Origin of the sequence: Rhizobacter sp., assembly GCF_032229685.1 — a bacterium.
Taxonomy (GTDB): Bacteria; Pseudomonadota; Gammaproteobacteria; order Burkholderiales; family Burkholderiaceae_C; genus LMDS01.
On record NZ_JAVTWP010000033.1, the window covers coordinates 1 to 18349 of the forward strand.

Genomic DNA, 18349 nt, shown 5'->3' on the forward strand with positions numbered 1-18349 from the left:
GACGTGGGCCTCGAATACGTGAAGCTCGGCCAGCCGGTGCCCACGCTCTCGGGGGGCGAAGCGCAGCGCCTGAAGCTGGCCGGCTTTCTGGCCGAAGCCTCGCAGAACGGCAGTGCCAGCGGCCAGAAGGTCGCCAAACGCGGCACGCTGTTCATGTTCGACGAGCCCACGACCGGCCTGCATTTCGACGACATCGCCAAGCTGATGCGTTCGTTCCGCAAGCTGCTCGACGCTGGGCATTCGCTGATCGTGATCGAGCACAACCTCGACGTGATCCGCGCCGCAGACTGGCTGATCGACCTCGGCCCCGAAGGGGGTGACGCGGGCGGCTTGATCGTCTGCACCGGCACGCCGGAAGACGTGAAACGCCATCCCACGTCGCACACCGGCAAGGCGCTGGCCGACTACGACATCGCGATGGGCCTCGACGGCCACCAGGTCGAAGAGGGCCGGCCGCTGCAGTACCTTTTGCGCGCCGCGCGCGACGAGCGCCGTGCGAGCGAAGAAGTGATCCGCATCGTCAACGCGCGCGAGCACAACCTGAAGTCGCTCGACGTGAGCATTCCGCGCGGCAAGTTCACCGTGGTCACCGGCGTCTCGGGCTCGGGCAAGAGCACGCTCGCATTCGACATTTTGTTCAACGAAGGCCAGCGCCGTTACCTCGAATCGTTGAACGCCTATGCACGCAGCATCGTGCAGCCGGCCGGGCGGCCCGAGGTCGATGCGGTCTACGGCATCCCGCCCACGGTCGCGATCGAACAGCGCCTGTCGCGCGGCGGGCGCAAGAGCACGGTGGCGACGACCACCGAGGTCTGGCACTTTCTGCGCCTGCTGTACGTGAAGCTCGGCCTGCAGCATTGCGTGAAAGACGGTTCACCCGTCAAACCGCAAAGCGCCGAGAGCATCGCTGCGCAGCTGCTGCGCGACCACAAGGGCGAGCACGTCGGCCTGCTCGCACCACTGGTCGTGAACCGCAAGGGCCTGTACACCGACCTTGCCAAGTGGGCCAAGGGGCGTGGCCACACCCACCTGCGGGTCGACGGCGAATTCGTCAAGGTCGACCCGTGGCCGCGGCTCGACCGCTTCAAGGAACACACGCTCGAGTTGCCGGTCGGCGACATCGTGGTCAGCGCCGACCACGAAGCCGAACTGCGCGACCTGCTCGCCACAACGCTCGAACTCGGCAAGGGCGTGATGCACCTGCTGAGCCCGCTCGACGGCCTGAAGGGCGCGATGCTCACCGACGGTTCGACCGCGGGCATCGGCAGCGTCAAGGTGTTTTCGACCAAACGCGCCTGCCCGACCTGCGGCACCAGTTACGCCGAGCTCGACCCGCGCATGTTCAGCTACAACAGCAAACACGGCTGGTGCACGACCTGCGTGGGCACCGGCCTGGCGCTCACACGCGAGCAGCGCAAGGCCTACGACGACTCGGTGCGTGACGACGACAACCGCGGCCAGGAACAGAGCTTCCCTTCCGAAGAAAAAGAAGTCGAGGGGCTGGTCGACGAAGCCTGCCCCGACTGTGCCGGCACTCGCTTGAACCCGGCGTCGCGCCTCGTCACCTTCGACACCCATTCGATCGCAGCCATCGCGCAGTGGTCGGTGAGCGACGCACGCCATTGGGTCGACGCGTTGAAGCTGGTCGGCCGCGACGCCGAGATCGCGCGCGACGTGGTCAGCGAGATCCGCAGCCGGCTCGAATTCCTGGAAGAAGTGGGCCTCGGTTACCTCACGCTCGACCGCGCCGCGCCCACGCTCAGCGGCGGCGAGGCGCAGCGCATCCGGCTCGCGGCGCAGCTCGGCAGCAACCTGCAGGGGGTGTGCTACGTGCTCGACGAGCCGACCATCGGCCTGCACCCGCGCGACAACCAGGTGCTGCTGAACGCGCTGCAGACGCTCAGTGACAAGGGCAACACGCTGGTCGTGGTCGAACACGACGAAGACACGATCCGCCGCGCCGACCACATCATCGACATCGGCCCGGGTGCGGGCAAACGCGGTGGCCACCTGGTGGCCGAAGGCAGCGCGGCCGATCTGGCGCGCAACGCCGATTCGGTGACCGGCCGCCTGCTCGCGAACCCGCTGGTGCACCCGCTGCAGGCGCGCCGCTTCGTCGAGCCGGTGACGGCCGCGACCGTGCGCAAGGAAGGCGAAGGTAACCGGCTGCTGACGATCCGCGGCGCGAAGCTGCACAACCTGCAAGACGTGACGGTCGACGTGCCGCTGAAGCGCCTGGTCGCGGTGACCGGCGTGAGCGGCTCCGGCAAGTCCACGCTCGCGCGCGACGTGCTGCTCGCCAACCTGCAGTTCATCAACACGCGCGGTGGCAAGCCGGCCTGGCACGGCTGCGAGACCATCGACGGCTGGGGCTTCATCGACCGCGTGCTCGAAGTCGACCAGACGCCGATCGGCAAGACACCACGGTCCTGCCCGGCCACCTACATCGGCTTCTGGGACACGATCCGCAAGCTCTTCGCCGACACGCTCGAAGCGCGGGCGCGTGGTTACGCGCCTGCGCGTTTCAGCTTCAACACCGGCGAAGGCCGCTGCCCCGGCTGCGAAGGTCAGGGCATGCGCACGATCGAGATGAGCTTTCTGCCCGACGTGAAAGTGGCCTGCGACGTGTGCCACGGCGCGCGCTTCAACGCCGAGACGCTGGCGGTGAGCTGGCGTGGCAAGAGCATCGGCGACGTGCTGAAGATGGAAGTCGACGAAGCGGTCGAGTTCTTCGCTTCGATGCCGAACATCTCGCACCCGCTGCAGCTGCTGAAAGACGTGGGCCTGGGCTACCTCACGCTCGGCCAGCCTTCACCCACGCTCAGTGGCGGTGAAGCGCAGCGCATCAAGCTCGTCACCGAGCTGAGCAAGGTGCGTGACGACGTGGGCCGGCGCGGCAACAAGGCGCCGCACACGCTCTACGTGCTCGACGAACCCACGGTCGGCCTGCACATGGCCGACGTGGAGCGCCTGATCCGCGTGCTGCACCGCCTGGTCGACGCCGGCCACAGCGTGGTCGTGATCGAACACGACCTCGACGTGATCGCCGAAGCCGACTGGGTCATCGACCTCGGGCCCGAAGGTGGCGTGAAGGGTGGCGCGGTGGTGGCGGGCAGCACGCCGGAGGCGCTGGTGAAGATCAAGGCGAGCCACACCGGGGCGGCGTTGCGGGCGGTGCTGGCGCGGGGGTGAGGTGGACGCAAGGGGCGCTACAGTCCGCTCAGCATGAAGCGCCATCTCGCCCTCGTCGAAGACGACGAAGTCATCCTCAGCAACTACGCCGACTTTCTTGCCGGACTCGGGTTTCGAGTCGATCGCTACGGCGACAAGGAGTCCGCGCTGCTGGGCCTCGGTTCCGACTTGCCAGATCTCGTGTTGCTCGACATCACGCTCAACGGGGAGCGCGACGCGGGCTTTGCGATCTGCGCCGAGATCCGCCGCCGCGCGCCATGTTTGCCGGTCATCTTCCTGACCTCTCATGACGGCGAGGTCGACAAGATCTCCGGCCTGCGGCTCGGCGCCGACGACTACATCACCAAGGACGTGTCGCTCGACTACCTCGTCGTGCGCATCGAGGCGCTTTTCCGCCGGTTGGAGGCTTACGCCGCAGCGCCGCGAGGGGTGGCGGCCATCGTGCCCACACAGCGGGCCGGTGTCGACATCGAGTTCGACCCCCAGACTGCAACCGCGCGCTGGCGTTCGCAGCCGCTCGAGTTGACCTTGACACAGGTCTGGATGCTGCAAGCACTGTGCGAGGCGAACGGCCAGACGCGTTCGCATGCCGAGTTGATGCGCGCTGCCAAGATCGTGGTCGAACCGAACACCGTTGCCGCGCACATGAAAGCGATTCGAGAGGCTTTTTCACGCGTCGACCCTTCGTTCGACCACATTCGCACCGAGCGTGGCCGCGGGTATCGCTGGCTGTCGCCCTGAAACTCAGGCCGACGCGCGCGGCAGCTCCACCACGAATCGCGCGCCTTCAACCTGGTGCGCGGGCGGCTCCGCACGCAGCGTGCCGCGATGATGGGTGGCGATGGTGCGCGCCACGAACAGCCCCAGCCCGAGCCCGTTGCCGCCCGCACGGCGCCGCTTGCGGCTCAGGAACGGTTCGAAGATCTGCTCCACGTCGAGGGGCAGCGAATCGCCCTCATTGCTGACGACGAGTTGGCAATTCAGTTCCCCGCCGCGCAGTTGAACCTGGATCGGTCGCGACGGCTCGCCATGCTCGAGCGCGTTGTCGATCAGCTTGTCGAGCATCTGGATCAAGCTGTCGGCATCGCCGTTGACCGCGACATCATTATCGGCGTCGACAGTGAATGTGCGGTCCGGATGGTCGTGCTGAAAGTCGTCGATTCGGTTGCGCACGAGTTCGCCGAAGTCCACGCGCTCGAAGTTGCGAAGGCGAAGCGCCGCCTCCAGGCTCGTCGCATCGGCCACCTGCGTGAGCAGCCGGCGCATGTAGGAAACGCTGCGATCCGCCCGGGCCAGATACCGAGTTGCGGCAGCTGTCGGCCAGGAACGCCCCGCCAGTTCGACCGAAGTACTTACCCCGGTGATCGCATTCTTCAGTTCATGGCGAAGGAAGGCCGCGAGCACTTCCAGCCAACGGCGCCGCTCTGATTCGGCGGCGATGCGCTGCGTCGCTTCGATCTGCGACAGCGCCTGAGCCACAAAGCGCATTCTTGCGGCGCGCTCGTAGCGGTAGGTGGCGAAAGCGGCCAAGACGAAGATGATGACGGAGTCGACAGCGAAGTGATTCAGGATCGCCACTGAATCGACACCAGTGGCCGATGCGCTGCCGGCGAAAATGATCATCAGTGTCGCGGCGACGCCCATCCCCCAACGCAACGGCAGCCCACAGAGAAAGAAGGCTGCGACGACAATGTTCCAGATGCTCGGGCTCAGGTATTCGAAAGCGGCGGAATTCTTGGCCAGCAGGATTGGTATGTCCCGACCACCCACCAATATCAACAAGACCGAGATCCAGGGAAGCCAATAGCGCACATCGCGGATGAAGATGGCACCGAGGACGGCCAGTACCGTCGAGGGTATTCCAATGTATAGGCGCATTGATTGAATCGCGGCGAGGCTGTGTGCGGGCGCGATGATCGGGTCGAGCCAGAGGAAGCTCAGCATGAGCAGAACGCCGACCCCCAGCCCCGAGACGATGACCTTGTGACCCCGTTCGTACTCGAACTGGAGGTACGCCCGCTCGAGTGCGCGATCCTGGAACGTCAACAACCACCCCTGAGGCGGCGACCACGCATGGCGCTCCGGCGCAGCGGCCCAGTCGATGACTGCCATTGTCTGGTCGGCTTCCGCCGCGGGGTTCCGCTCCGTGTTGCCGGCTCCGAGGGATTCGTTCATACGGATTCATCGTGCCTCATGTTTCCTCACGATCCTAGCGTTGACCGCGGCGAACCGGGGTGCGATTCTGTGTTGGCAATGGGCTGAACTTGAGGTTTGCGATGGCCGACGTGCTCAGAACCGGAACCCGGGAATTGGTGGTGCCCATGGGCGCAAAGCGACACTGGTTCGTTGTTGCCGCGTCGCTGGTGGTCGCGATCGCTGTCGCTGCCTGTGGCGGGGGTGGTGGGGGAACTGACACGCCGCCCTTGCCGAGTACCCCCGTGATCACCAGTCAACCGGCATCGGTGAGCGTCGGCGCGGGCTCGAGTGCCAGTTTCACGGTTGCCGCGTCCGGTGGGGGCCTTGCCTACCAGTGGCAACGCAGCACCAATGGTGGGCTGACCTTCAGCGACATCGCGGCCGCGTCCGGCGCCAGCTACTCGATCGCGGCGGTGAACGCGCCGATGACCGGCCAGCAGTTCCGGGTCGTGATCCAGAACACCGCCGGCATCGTGACCAGCGCGGCCGCGACCCTGACCGTGACCGGTGTTCCCAGCGCCCCTGTGATCACGCAACAGCCGACCGAACAGACCACTGCACCGCCCACATCCGCGACATTCACCGTCGCGTTCACCGGTTCGCCGACCCCCACCGTTCAGTGGCAGGTCAGCCTGAATGGCGGGGTGACCTGGACGAACATCAGTGGCGCCACCGCTGCCAGCTTCAGCACTGCAGGCGGCGTCTTCGGCCAGGGGGCGAGCAACAACCTGCGTCAGTACCGCGCCCTGGTGACCAACGCCTCCGGCAGCGTCACGAGCAACACCGCGACATGGCTCGTCAGGCCAGTGACGCTCGGCGGGTTGCCGAACGCACTGCACATGAGTGCATCGGGGGAACTGACAGTGCTGCTGGCGCCGAACTATTCGCAAGACTCCGTCTACCCCCTGACCAACGCGGGAGCCGCCCGATTCGAACGCGTTGCCGCTAACGGCACCGTCAGCGCGCTCGCCGGCGGCGACATCGAGGGCCTGGTCAATGGGTCGGGTGCCACCGCCCGCTTCAATCTCGGAGGGACGGCTTCAGCGCCGTTCGGCATCGGGCGGGATGGGGCCGGCAACGTCTACGTGCCAGAGTTCCAGAACAATGTGATTCGCCGCATCGCGCCCGATGGAACCGTCTCCACATTCGCCGCTGGCGGCGCGCGCATATTGGCAGCCGCCGACGACGGGACTGTCTACCTTGAGCGCTCGAGGCGCATCGTGAAGATCGCGGGCGGCATCGAGACGACACTGTCCCCGGTAGTCGACGCCATCGCCCTGACCGTCGACTCGGCCGGCACCTTGTACGTGCTGCAGTCCGGGTCGGTACTGCGGATCACGGCGGCCGGTGTGGTGAGCGGCTTGACGCTGAACGTCACCGAGGATGCCAGCGCATCGGCAAGGTACAGCGGCATCGCTGTCGACTCCACCACCGGCACCATGTATCTGACCGATGCCGGGCTCTGCATCGTCCGCAAGGTGGCTCCGAACGGTACGGTCACCACGCTCGCCGGCGGAAACGCGCCGACCCTGAACGAGAGCTGCGGCAATGTCGATGGCACGGGACGCGCCGCGAAGTTCAGCTACAAGCTCTTCGGCATCGTCGTCGATGCGGCGGGCAACATCTACGTCGCTGACGGAGACAACCTCTCGATTCGCAAGATCACGCCCGCCGGGGCGGTGACGACTTTGGCGCGCTGACCCAAGAACGGCAGGCGCTCCTCGCTTGACCCCGAGGGCCAGCGCGGGCGACTGTCGAGCAATGCCGATCCGGTCACCGGCGGCTTGCTTGCCAACCACGCTGGTGCAACCTTTGCAGGAGTGGCGTTTGGTCGTCGCAATCGGCGTGAGCCGACCGCTGGACTGCCGATGGCCGGCATCTGGCGCCTGATCCAAGCATCGAGTAGCCGACGCGTCTGCCTAGCCGGCAGCGAAGCCGGATCGGCGTGTTTGCGGTGGCTTTAAGCAAACCTTAACCGAGCCGCAGACATCATCGCGCGATGAACATCAAGCGTGCCCTCAAGACGGCCGGCGAGTGGCTGGCGTATGCGCTGGCCACGTCCGCGTTCACCTACCTCATGTTCGGCGAGTAGGCTCAGGCCAGGCGCCTCAGCACCACGTAGAGGCCGTTCACGTCTCGCCCCTGCTCGTGCCGCACGGGCGCCTCTTCGACCAGCACCGGCTCGAAACCGTTCTCTTGCGCGAGCTGCAGCAGGTGCGAGCGTGCGTGCGCGTAGCGCAGGCTGGGCAGCAGTTGCCAGCCCGCGCCACCCTCGTCGGCCGCTTCTGCCGTGAAGGCGAACAGGCCGTGCGGCATCGCCCGCGCCACCGCGGCGAACAGTGGCGCCGGGTCGCCGATGTAGATGAGCACATCGGCCGCCACCACCAGGTCGAAGCGCTCCGCCGTGCCGACGAGAAACTGCGTGGCGTCGGCCTGTTCGAGCCGGTCGTAGACCGCACTGTCGCGGGCGCGGCCGAGCATCACCGCCGAGACGTCGAGGCCCGTGAGCTGGCGTGCCAGCGGCCGCAGCAGCGGGCCGCAGAGCCCGGTGCCGCAGCCCAGGTCGAGTGCGGCCTCGAAGCCGCTGCCGCCGGCGCAGCGCTGCACGCGGTCCACGAGCTCATGGTGTGCGCGGTAGCCCAGGGTGCCGACGAGGTGGGTGTCGAAGTCGCCGGCATAAGCGTCGAACAGGCGCTCGACGTAAGCCGGTGGTGGTGCCGGCGGCGCGCCCTCGGCGCCCAGCCCGGCCAGGTAATAGCGATGCAATGTCTCGTCGGCGCCGTGGCGAAGGGCTTCGCGGAAGGCCGCCTCGGCCTCGTGGTGGCGCTGCGATTCGCGCAGCAGGCTGCCACGGTGGCTCCAGCCCAATGCGTGGGCGGGCTCCAGCGACGTGAGTTGCTCGAAAACCGCCAGCGCTTCGGCTGCGCGGCCGAGTTCGGCAAGCGCGGTGCCGCGGTGCAGCAGCGCGTCGGCGCTGGCGGGCTCGGTGGCGAGTGCGGCTTCCGCGTTGGCCAGCGCATCGGCCGGGTGCCCGAGCCGCAACTGCGTGGCCGCGAGGTTGATCAGCGTCGACGCGCGGCCGGGCAGCAGGCGCAGCGAGGCTTGGTAGTGCTGTTCGGCCTGGGCGAAGTCACCCGCCTCGTGGCTGGCCAGGCCGGCGAGGAATTCGGCCTTGGCCTGCTCGAACGCGGCGCCGGATGAAGAGGTGTCGGTCACGCCGCATTGTCACGGACGTGCGTGTCGAGCCCGCACGACCCGACACCGCGCGAGCCTTCAGAACGCTTCAGCACCGATTCACATCGGCAAAGGACTGAAGCGGGGGTGCGGCTCGACAGTCAACCCATCGACCACCCACGCCCCGGAGCCCACGATGACCCAGCTGACCCGCACCACCCGCCTGATCGCTGCTGCCACCGCTGCCGCCACCACCTTCGTGCTCTTCAGTGCCGTGCTCTCGAACGCCGAGCCGCAGCGCAGCGTGCTGATCGCCAAGACCCAGCGTCTCGAGAAGCTGCCGGCCGCCCCCGTCGCCGTGGCGATGGCCTCGAACGCCGCCGGCCGAATCAACAAATGAGCGGTGCGTGCACGGCCACGGCAGCGGCGTTGCCCGGCAGGACGGCCGGCGGCTGCGAGGTGGTCGCCAGGCTGCCGGCCAGGGCCGTGTGGGCCGCGGCGTCGATGAGCACCGGCGCGCCGCGTTCGCTGGCCAGCGCCTGCAGCCGCTCGGCCCGCTGCAGCGCGGTGCCCAGCCACACGCGAACGGCGCGCTGCGGCGTGCCGACGTGACCCGTGAGCACGTCGCCACGCGCGATGCCGATGCCCTGAGCGACGGCCGGCTTGCCTGCCGCCGAGCGCTCAGCATTGAACATCGCGAGCAGTTGGGTCATCTCCAGCGCGGCCGGCACGGCGGCCTGCGCGGCGCCCTCGAACACCGCCGTGAGCCGGTCGCCCGCCATCTGCCACAGCACGCCGCCGTGGCTCTCGATCGCGTCGAGCATCAGCGTGCTCCAGTTGCCCAGCAGCTCGAGCGTTTCATGCGGCGGCTGCCGCGGCATGTCGATGTCGTGGAGCCGGGCGACCAGCAGCGTGGCCTCGACGCGCCGGGCCGCGGCGGTAGGCTCACCCGGCGCCAGGCGTGCAAGCAACTCACGCTCGCGGTCACGCCAGTGTTTGCGCTCCAGGCTGGAGTTGACACGCGCTTTCAGCAACACCGGGTTGACCGGCTTGTGCAGGTAGTCGTCGGCCCCCAGTTCGATGCAGCGCGCCACGGGCGCCGCGCCTTCGAGCGAGCTGGTCACGATCACCGGCACCGCCTGAAGCGTGGGGTCGGCGGCACGCTGTTCGAGCAGGCTGAAACCATCGACCTCGGGCATTTCGAGGTCGAGCAGCAGCAGGTCGAAACGTTCGCTGCGCAACTTGTCGAGCGCGGTGCGGCCGTTGTCGGCGCTGGCGACCTCGTGCCCCATCAGTTCGAGCGAGCGGCACAGCAGCAGGCGGTTGACCTTGTTGTCGTCGGCCACCAGCAGGCGCGAGACGCGCGAAGCCGCGGCGGCCGGGCGCTCGGGCGCGGGCAGAGGGCCCGCTTCGGCCGCGCGGGGCGCTGCCGCACCCACGGCCAGCGCAGCCACCGTGAACTGGTAGCCGCGCCCCGGTACCGTGGCGATGGCCTGGGCGCCGAGGATCTTGCGCAAGGCCGAGATCTGCACCTGCAGGTTGTTCTCTTCGACCACAAGGCCGGGCCAGACCACGTCGATCAGTTCGTCTTTCGGCACCACGCGGTCGCGCCGCGCCACCAGCGCCGCCAGCAGGTCGAAAGCGCGGCTGCCGAGCGCCACCGGCCGGCCGTCGACGAGCAGCCGGCGCTCGGCCGGCAGAACCTCGAAGCGGCAGAACGCGCCACCTTCGGGGTGCAGCGTGCCGGCGCTCATGAGCGGGCCAGGGTGCGCAGCGCTGCGAGCGTGGCGTCGATCTCCGGCGCCAGTGCGTCCAACGCCGAAGCGTCGGCCGGCAGACCGCCGAGTTCGAGCGCAAGCGCCATCGTGGCCAGCCGCGTGGCACCGAAAGTGTTGCCGTTGCTCTTGAGCGAGTGTGCTGCGCGCCTGAAGCGCTCTGCCGCGCCAGCCGCGAGCGCGGCGTGCAATTCGGAGAGCAGCAAGGGCGCTTCTTCGGCGAAGGTGTCGACCAGTTCGGCCACGAAGTCGGCGCCGGCGTTGGCCTGCAGTTCGTCGAAAGTGTGCGGGTCGATCATGGTGGCTTGCTCAGGGTTCGGCACGCGGCATGGTGTCGGCCAGCGCCGCCACGAGCTGGTCGACGCGGATCGGCTTGCTGATGTAGTCGTCCATGCCCGCAGCGAGGCAGGCTGCGCGGTCGCCCTGCATCGCGTTGGCGGTCATCGCGACGATACGCGGCCGGCGGCCGGCCGGCCAGCGTGCGGTGATGCGGCGGCTTGCTTCCAGGCCGTCCATCTCGGGCATCTGCACGTCCATCAGCACCACGTCGTAGAGCTGGCGCGCGATGCTCTCGATCGCTTCGATGCCGTTGCCGGCCAGGTCGGCGCGGTAGCCCATCTGCTGCAGCAGGCGCAACGCCAGCTTCTGGTTCACCACATTGTCTTCGGCCACCAGGATGCGCAGCGGGTGGCGTGTGGCCATGCCGGCGTCCAGCGTGGCGGGCTGGTGCTTCGCCGGCATGGCCGAGCCGTGCCCGAGCAGGCCCACCAGCGTGTCGAAGAGTTGCGTCTGCCGCAGCGGCTTGCTCAGGTAGGCCTTGAACAGGCCCTCGGTGTCGCCGGCCTCGCGCCGACCGAGCGAGCTGAAGAGCACCAGCGGCAGCGCCGGCCGCAGCGCGTGGATCTGCCGTGCCAGCGCGAGCCCGTCCATGCCGGGCATGTGCATGTCGAGCACCGCGAGGTCGAACGATTCGCCGCTGCCCAACCAGCGCAAGGCCTCGGCCGGCGACTCGGTGTCGCGTGGCAGCATGCCCCACTTGCCGGTCTGCAGCGTGAGCACCTTGCGGTTGGTGGCGTTGTCGTCGACCACCAGCACACGCTTGCCGCCGAGGTCGGGCTGGCGGCCGACGAGTGTGCGCCGGTTCGGCTGCGGCGAGCGGGCGAGCGGCGCGACGATCGTGAACGAGAAGGTCGCGCCCCGGCCCGGCCCGGGGCTGTCGACCCGCATCGTGCCGCCCATCAGCTCGACCAGCCGCTTGCTGATCGCCAGGCCCAGGCCGGTGCCGCCGTAGCGGCGCGTGGTCGATGAGTCGGCCTGCGAGAACGACTGGAACAGGCGGCCCATGCCGTCGGCCGACAGCCCGATGCCGGTGTCGCGCACTGCGAAGGCCAGCTCGGCGCCGCCCTCGACGGCGCGTGCCGACACACTCAGCACCACTTCGCCGTGCTCGGTGAACTTCACCGCGTTGGCCAGCAGGTTCAGCAGCACCTGGCGCAGCCGGGTCACGTCGCCGTCGAGCGCTTCGGGCACATCACCCTCGAACAGGTAGGCGATGTCGAGGTGCTTTTCGGCGGCGCGCGGGCCGATCAGGTCGAGCGCCGCCTCCACGCATTCGCGCAGGTCGAAGGGCTGGGCCTCGATGTCCATGCGGCCGGCCTCGATCTTCGAGAAGTCGAGGATGTCGTTGATGATGGTCAAGAGCGCATCGCCGCTGTCGCGGATGGTGCCGGCGAACTCGCGCTGTTCTTCGTTCAGCGGTGTGTCCAGCAGCAACCCGCTCATGCCGATGACGGCGTTCATCGGCGTGCGGATCTCGTGGCTCATGGTCGCCAGGAATGCGCTCTTGGCTTCGTTGGCGGCTTCGGCCTGCTCGCGGGCCGCTTTCGTCTCGTTGAACAGTCGGACGTTCTCGATCGCGATCACCGCCTGGTCGGCAAAGGTCTGAGCCAGCGCGATGTCGCCGTCACTGAAGGCCTCGGGCCTGTCGCGCTGGAAGGCCAGCACGCCCAGGCCTTGCTGATCTTGGCCGCGCAAAAGCGGCAGCAACAAGGACGCCCGTGTGGACGCGGTGCGGTGGCCTTCTCGCTCGTGCGCTGGCAATTCGATGGCCGACCAGTCAGGGATGTGCAGCAAGGCCTTGGACGCGAGCGTCCGTGCCGGCAAGTTATGCGCCGGGTCGAACGGCAGCTGTACCGACAAGATCGGTCCCACGCCATGGGCTGAAGCGTGGCTGGCTATGGTCAGCACGTCGCCTTCCCGCTGCAGGAACACCGTGCTCCTGTGGCACCCCAGCAGCCGCCGCGCGGTGGTGACGATGACATCGACGACCGGCTGCACGTCGGTGGGCGACTGGCTGATCACGCGCAGGATGTCGGCGCTGGCCGTCTGGCGTTGCAGTGCGGCTTGCGTCTCGTTGAACAGCCGCGCGTTCTGCAGTGCCACGGTGGCCTGGCGCGACAGGCCGGTCAGGAACTCCAGCTCGTGGGCTTCGAAGGGCGCACCGCCGTTGCGCCACACCGCCATCGCGCCTTGCACTTCGGCACCGGCGAGCAGGGGCACGACCATCAGCCGTTCTTCGCTCTGCAGCGGTGTGCCGGGGATCTGCCGCACGCGCGGGTCGGCCGAGGTGTTGTTGATGCGCTCGGCCCGGCCACTTTGCAGCAGGTTGCCGATGATGCCGACGCCGGTCTCGACCACGGCGGCCTTGAGCTCGCTGGCGATGTCGCCCACCGCCACGATCGCGCGGTGCGTGCGCCCGCCAGGCTCGGGCAGGAAGATCGCGCTGTTGCTGGCGTGCAGCAGATCGCGCGCGTGGTTGGCGATGCGGTCCATCACGGTCGGCAGGTCGAGCGACGACGACAGGTCGCGGCCCACGTCCGAGAGCGCCGACGACTCGCGCTCGCGGCGTTGTGTTTCTTCGAGCAGGCGTGCGTTCTCGAGCGCCACGCCCATCGAGGCGGCCACCGTCTGCAGCAGCCGCACTTCGGACTCGCCGAAAGCGTGCTCGCGCTCGTGGTTCTCGAGCTGCACGGCGCCCAGCATGCGATCGCTGCCGATGATGGGCACCCACACCGCACACTGCGCCATGTCGGTGCCCGGGGTGGGCGCGCCGGCGATCCTGTCCAGCTCGGCGCGTGTGTTGATCACGACGGGCGCGCGGGTCTTGAACATCGTCTCGCCGGGGCCGCCGGAAAGCAGCGGGCGAGGCGGGTGAAACAGGCGCTGCCCGTGTTCGTATGCGTAGAGCGGGTGCACGCGCTCGGTCTTCGGGTCCCACCAGGTGATGCCGATGTCCTGCGTGTGCAGCACCTCGCGCAGCTGGTCGCCCACCAGATCGATGATGGCCTGGAACTCGAGCTTGGCGGCCATGCCGTGCTGGATGCGGTTGATCACCGCCAGCTCCGCATTGCGCTGCTCGGTTTCCTTCAGCAGCCGCTGGGTCTCGTCGAACAGCCGCGCGTTCTCGAGCGCCACACCCATGCTGGCGGCCACGGTGGAGAGCAGGCGCACCTCGGCCTCGCCGAACGCGTTTTCGCGTTGGTAGTTCTCGAGCACGATGGCGCCCAGGAAACGCTCGCCCGAGAACATCGGCACGAACACCGAGGACAGGCTCACGTCGGTGCCTTCGAAGTGGTGGAGGCCCAACGCATCGGCTTCGGCTCGGTTCTGCACGACGACGGGGCGGCGCTGCAGCAGCGCCTTGTCGATCGGCCGCTCCAGCAGGTCGGGCACTGCGGGCAGCTCCGAGCGCACGCCGTGTTCGTACCCGTAGAGAACATGGCGTGTCGCGGTCGCGGCGTCGCGCCAGTTGATCAGGATGTTGCCGGTCTCGAACACCTCGCGCAGCTTGTCGCCGACGAGGTCGACGATGGCCTGGAAGTTCAGTTCGGCGCCCACGCCTTGCTGGATGCTGTTGATCACCGCCAGTTCGGTATTGCGGGCCTCGGTTTCCTTCAGCAGCCGCTGGGTCTCGTCGAACAGCCGTGCGTTCTCGAGCGCCGTTGCCATGCCCGCGGCGATGGTCGTGAGCAGCCGCACCTCGGCTTCGCCGAAGGCGTATTCGCGCTCGAAGTTCTCGACCCGGATGCCGCCGACGCGGCGATCGCCGCTGACCATGGGCGCCAGCACGTTGGACAGGCTGGCGTCGGTGCCCGGCACCAGGCCCGAAGCCAGGCCTTCGGCCAGCGTGTTCTCGATCAGCGGCTCGCGCCGCGCCAGGATCTGCGCCCAGCGTTCGTCGGATTCGACGACGCTCTCGTGCGCGGCCAGCCGCACCCCATGCTCGAACACGTAGGGCGTGTGGACCGCGCGCCGCGTGTGGTCGATCCAGCTGATCGAGAGGTCTCCGCTGCCCAGCACTTCGCGCAGCTTGTCGCCGACGAGGTCGACGATGCCCTGAAAGTCGAGCTTCGCCGCCATGCCTTGCTGGATGCTGTTGATCACCGCCAGCTCGGCTGCGCGCTGCTCGGCCTGCGCCGTGCGCTCGGCCACGGTGTGCTCCAGGCCTTCGGCGATGCCGATGTTGGCGAGCGCCACGGCCGCCTGGCTGGCGAGCATTGCCAGCATGTCGCGGTCGGCGTCGTCGAAGCGGCCGAAAGCGCCGCCGATGTCGGCGTACAGAAACCCGAGCAGTTCGTTCCGTGCGATCAGGGGGGCGACGAGGCACGAGCGCTGCTCGATGGCGGCAGCACCGTCGGGCCCGTGGCGCAGGCTCACGCCGCGGGTGCGCCGCGCTTCTGTGAGCCACGGCGTCACGGCGGCGAGCAGTTCGTCGGCCGTTTCGCCCGGCGGCAGCACGGCGCCGGCGGGCCGTGGCACACCGTCGGTGTCGAGCACCAGCATCACCCGTTCGGCGCCGCTGAGTTCGGCGGCCTCGTCGATCAGGAATTCGTGCAAGGCCTCGGCGCTGCGCAGTTCGTTCAGGCGCAGGCCGGTGTCGACGAGGCGTTCGAAGGGCTGGCGAAAGTCGGCCGCAGCGGCGGCGGGCGACGGCGCGTGGTGCTTCTGAATCTTTTTCGGACCAGGCATGGGCTGCTCGACGAAGCGGTGCGGCCGGCGCCGACCGAGCGCAGTCTACAGGCGGGTGCTGCTCCGCCGAGCTTCAGCGAACGACGGCGGTGGGCGCCGCCTGGGCCAGCAGCGAGCTGGCGACCGGCGGCTGGACCTGGCAGGCCACGGCCGAAAACAGCACGAAAGTGATGGCGGCCGAAGCGATGGCGGCGGCGAAGCGGTGGTTCGGGCGGGTGGTGTTCATGGTGGGCTCCTTCGGGGTGGTGGGCAGTGCGTTGTCGATGGCTGCACTGTCGCCCGCCGGCCCCGCTTCAGTCCTTTGGCCGCCTGAAGCCGACCTGAATCGTTCTGAAACCGGCGTCCGCCACACCGCCCACAATGCGCACTCCTGCCCGAATGCCCGACCACCGCACCATGCTCGACTGGATCTTCAAGAAGAACAAGGCCGCCGCCACCGAGCGGCCGCCCGCCCCGGCCCCGGCCGCCACCCCAGCCGCGCCCGCCGCGAAGACCGCTGCCCCGGCCATCGATTGGCCGCAGCAACTGCAGGCCGCGCTCGGCGACGACAGCGCGCTGCTGGCGCTGGCGCGGAGCCAGGCGCCGGTCGACGTGAAGCTCGCCGCCGTGGCCGCTCTCACCGGCGAAGCCACGCTGAAGCTCGCCGAACGCGAGCTGCGCGACACCGACCGCCGCGTGCACCGCCTGGCCAAACAGCGACACCTGGCGCAAGTCGCCGTGCGTGAAACCGCCGAGCAGGCGGGCCGCCTGATCGAAGCGGCCCGTGCGTTGGTCGGCGAAGCGGTGATTCCCTCGAATCGGCTCGTCGAGCTCGACCGCGGCTGGCGCGCTTTGAACGCCGCGTCGGTCGATGCCGCACAACGCGCCGAGTTCGAAGCGCTGCTCGCGCAGTTGGCCAGCCTCACGCGTGAGCGTGGCGATCAGGCGCTCGCGCTCGAACGCCAAGCCGCCGAGGCACGCGTTGCGCTCGCCGGGCTGCAGGCCGCGTGCCTCGCCGCCGCCGAAGGCGCCCAGGACCGGAGCCAGCTCGCCGAGGCCAGCGCCGCCGCGCGTGCCGTGCTCGACGCGACGACCGACGCCGAGCAACAAGCGCCGTTGCGAGCGGCGCTGCACGGTGCCGAAGCACTCGATGCGCGCCTCGAAGTGCTCGACGCCTTGCTGCAGGGAACGACCGCGGGCGACCCGGGTGCAGACTGGCCTCAGTCCGCACCGCTGCCCGACGCCGCGCTCGAGCGCGCGCTGCAGCAACGCTTCGCGCTGTGGCAACAAGCACGCGACGACGCGAAGCAAAGTCGCCGCACCGAGCAGCGCGAGCAGGCGCGCGAGCGCTCACGCGAGACGAAGACACAGAACACCCAGGCCCTGGCCACGGCGCTCGAACACGCCGAGGCCGCGCTCGCCGAAGGCCAGCTCGGCCCGACGCACCAGCATCTGGTCGAGATCGACGAGTTGCTGCACGGCGGCACGCCAGCGGCGGCCTACAGCGCACGCATCGACGCGGTGCAGGCCGGCTACACGCGCCTGAAAGGCTGGCAGCACTGGGGCGGTGGCCTGGCGCGCGACGAGCTCGTGCTGCAGGCCGAAGCGCTCGCGGCCACCACGCTCGGCGAGGCCGGCGCGCTGAGCGTGAAACTCTCTGTCAAGGAACAGGCCGGCCTGATCGACGACCTGCGCGCGCGCTGGAAAGAACTCGACCGGCTCGGCGGCGCCACCAGCCGCGCGCTGTGGCAGCGCTTCGAGGCCGCGCTCAAGACCGCGCACGCGCCGGTGGCCGCGCACCTCGACCTGCAACGCGCCGCGCGGCAACAGAACCTGCAGTCGCGCGAGCAGCTCGTCGAGGCGCTGAACGCGCTCGGGTTGCCCGGTGCTGAAGATCCCGCGCCCGACTGGAAGACGCTGGCCGTCGCGCTCGATCGTTTCGAGACCGACTGGCGCCGGCTGGGGCCGCTCGAACACACCGTGCCGCACAAACAGCGCGACGCGCTGGTCGAGCGCATGCGCGCGGCCGTGCAGCGCGTCGAAACCCCGTTGAACGAAGCGCGGCGCGTGGCGCAGCGCGGCCGCGAACAGCTGGTCGCACGGGCCGCGGCGCTGGCCGCCGAAGCCGGCACCGGCGAGCCCGGGCGTGACCTGTTCCCGAGGGTGCGCGAGCTGCAGGGCGAATGGCAGCAGCAAGCAACGCGACTGCCGTTGCCTCGTGCGCTCGATAACGCGCTGTGGGGCACGTTCAAGGGCCACATCGACGCCGTGTTCAGCGCGCGCGACGCGGCCTTCAACGCCCGCGATGCTGAGTTCCGGGCGCATGGGGCCGAACGCGCGGCGCTGATCGAGCGGCTCGCGGGGCTTGGTGCCGACACACCGCCGGCCGAACTGCATCGCACGCTGGGCGAGGTCGAGTCGGCCTGGCAACGCGCCGGCCCGGCGCCGCGCCATGATGCAGCCGCGCTCGACGCGCAGTACCGCAGCGCACGCGACCAGGTTCGCCAGTGGCTCGCCACGAGCGCGCAGCGCCGCTGGCACGGCCAGTGCGACGCGCTGCTCGCCCGGCTCGAAGCCTGCGAGCAGTTCGAAGCCGAAGCGGCCGAGGCCAACGACCCGGCGCCTGCGCGCGCGCTGCTCGAACAACGTTGGGCTGCGTTGCCGGCCCTGCCTGTGGTTTGGGATCAGGCGCTGGCGCAGCGTGTGGCACCGGCGGCTGCATCGGCTGCCACCACCACGAACGTCGACGAACTGCTGCTGCAACTCGAAGCCGCGTACCAGCTCGATTCGCCTCCCGCGTTCGAAGCAGCGCGCCGCGCGCTGAAGCTGCAGGCGATGAAAGCGGCACTGGAGAGCCGCCCCTCGGTCGCCTCGGCTGCGTTCACGCCGGAGCAGTGGCTGGCCGCCGCACTCGGCCACCGCGGGCTCGATGCCGCGCAACGCGCGCGGCTCGGCCAGATCATCAAGACGCTGCGCGAACGCGGGCCGGCTCACGCCGGCTGAGG

11 protein-coding genes are annotated in these 18349 nt (G+C 68.9%); 5 read left to right on the plus strand and 6 right to left on the minus strand.

Going from position 1 to position 18349, the window contains the following annotated elements:
• Both AC30PD_RS15465 and AC30PD_RS15470 read left to right on the plus strand, forming a co-directional pair.
• The coding region (locus AC30PD_RS15465) for an excinuclease ABC subunit UvrA (RefSeq protein ID WP_489536553.1) at positions 1–3192 on the plus strand (3192 nt) is incomplete at its 5' end.
• A 33-nt stretch (positions 3193–3225) separates the two neighbouring features.
• Positions 3226–3933 carry a response regulator transcription factor gene (locus tag AC30PD_RS15470; protein ID WP_489536554.1) on the plus strand — a complete coding sequence of 236 codons (708 nt, stop codon included), beginning with the start codon at positions 3226–3228 and terminating at the stop codon, positions 3931–3933.
• A gap of 3 nt (positions 3934–3936) precedes the next feature.
• Here the strand turns inward: AC30PD_RS15470 and AC30PD_RS15475 are convergent, their stop codons facing one another.
• On the minus strand, positions 3937–5367 hold the full coding sequence (locus AC30PD_RS15475; RefSeq protein ID WP_489536555.1) for a sensor histidine kinase: 1431 nt from the start codon (positions 5365–5367) through the stop codon (positions 3937–3939).
• A 101-nt stretch (positions 5368–5468) separates the two neighbouring features.
• Between AC30PD_RS15475 and AC30PD_RS15480 the strand changes: the two genes are divergently transcribed.
• Entirely contained in the window at positions 5469–7088 is a 1620-nt protein-coding gene (locus tag AC30PD_RS15480) for a DUF8696 domain-containing protein (RefSeq protein WP_489536556.1), read from the plus strand.
• 394 nt (positions 7089–7482) lie between these two features.
• Here the strand turns inward: AC30PD_RS15480 and AC30PD_RS15485 are convergent, their stop codons facing one another.
• A complete protein-coding gene (locus AC30PD_RS15485; RefSeq protein WP_489536557.1) occupies positions 7483–8604 on the minus strand; it encodes a class I SAM-dependent DNA methyltransferase in 1122 nt (373 codons plus the stop codon).
• Positions 8605–8758: 154 nt separating this feature from the next.
• Between AC30PD_RS15485 and AC30PD_RS15490 the strand changes: the two genes are divergently transcribed.
• Positions 8759–8962: a hypothetical protein gene (locus tag AC30PD_RS15490; RefSeq protein ID WP_489536558.1), complete on the plus strand. Its 204-nt coding sequence runs from the start codon at positions 8759–8761 to the stop codon at positions 8960–8962.
• Here the strand turns inward: AC30PD_RS15490 and AC30PD_RS15495 are convergent.
• The 4 genes from AC30PD_RS15495 to AC30PD_RS15510 form a co-directional block, all read right to left on the minus strand.
• Positions 8952–10316 (minus strand): response regulator, encoded by a 1365-nt coding sequence (locus AC30PD_RS15495; RefSeq protein ID WP_489536559.1) that lies wholly within the window; start codon positions 10314–10316, stop codon positions 8952–8954. The two genes, AC30PD_RS15490 and AC30PD_RS15495, sit on opposite strands and share 11 nt — an antisense overlap.
• Positions 10313–10636 carry an Hpt domain-containing protein gene (locus AC30PD_RS15500; RefSeq protein WP_489536560.1) on the minus strand — a complete coding sequence of 108 codons (324 nt, stop codon included), beginning with the start codon at positions 10634–10636 and terminating at the stop codon, positions 10313–10315. The genes AC30PD_RS15495 and AC30PD_RS15500 overlap by 4 nt, the downstream gene beginning before the upstream one ends.
• A gap of 10 nt (positions 10637–10646) precedes the next feature.
• Positions 10647–15365 (minus strand): GAF domain-containing protein, encoded by a 4719-nt coding sequence (locus AC30PD_RS15505; protein WP_489536561.1) that lies wholly within the window; start codon positions 15363–15365, stop codon positions 10647–10649.
• A 73-nt stretch (positions 15366–15438) separates the two neighbouring features.
• Positions 15439–15591: a hypothetical protein gene (locus AC30PD_RS15510; RefSeq protein WP_489536562.1), complete on the minus strand. Its 153-nt coding sequence runs from the start codon at positions 15589–15591 to the stop codon at positions 15439–15441.
• A gap of 152 nt (positions 15592–15743) precedes the next feature.
• Here AC30PD_RS15510 and AC30PD_RS15515 point away from each other — a divergent pair, with 152 nt between their 5' ends.
• Positions 15744–18347, plus strand: coding sequence for a DUF349 domain-containing protein (locus AC30PD_RS15515; RefSeq protein WP_489536563.1), 2604 nt, complete (start codon positions 15744–15746; stop codon positions 18345–18347).
• Positions 18348–18349 lie beyond the last annotated feature (2 nt).

Bases quoted from the DNA above. Each gene is read 5' to 3' on its own strand.
- AC30PD_RS15475 (WP_489536555.1), bottom strand. From the start codon at position 5,367: ATGAACGAATCCCTCGGAGCCGGCAACACGGAGCGGAACCCCGCGGCG.
- AC30PD_RS15495 (WP_489536559.1), bottom strand. From the start codon at position 10,316: ATGAGCGCCGGCACGCTGCACCCCGAAGGTGGCGCGTTCTGCCGCTTC.
- AC30PD_RS15510 (WP_489536562.1), bottom strand. From the start codon at position 15,591: ATGAACACCACCCGCCCGAACCACCGCTTCGCCGCCGCCATCGCTTCG.
- AC30PD_RS15515 (WP_489536563.1), top strand. From the start codon at position 15,744: ATGCCCGACCACCGCACCATGCTCGACTGGATCTTCAAGAAGAACAAG.
- AC30PD_RS15470 (WP_489536554.1), top strand. From the start codon at position 3,226: ATGAAGCGCCATCTCGCCCTCGTCGAAGACGACGAAGTCATCCTCAGC.
- AC30PD_RS15480 (WP_489536556.1), top strand. From the start codon at position 5,469: ATGGCCGACGTGCTCAGAACCGGAACCCGGGAATTGGTGGTGCCCATG.
- AC30PD_RS15505 (WP_489536561.1), bottom strand. From the start codon at position 15,365: ATGCCTGGTCCGAAAAAGATTCAGAAGCACCACGCGCCGTCGCCCGCC.
- AC30PD_RS15490 (WP_489536558.1), top strand. From the start codon at position 8,759: ATGACCCAGCTGACCCGCACCACCCGCCTGATCGCTGCTGCCACCGCT.
- AC30PD_RS15500 (WP_489536560.1), bottom strand. From the start codon at position 10,636: ATGATCGACCCGCACACTTTCGACGAACTGCAGGCCAACGCCGGCGCC.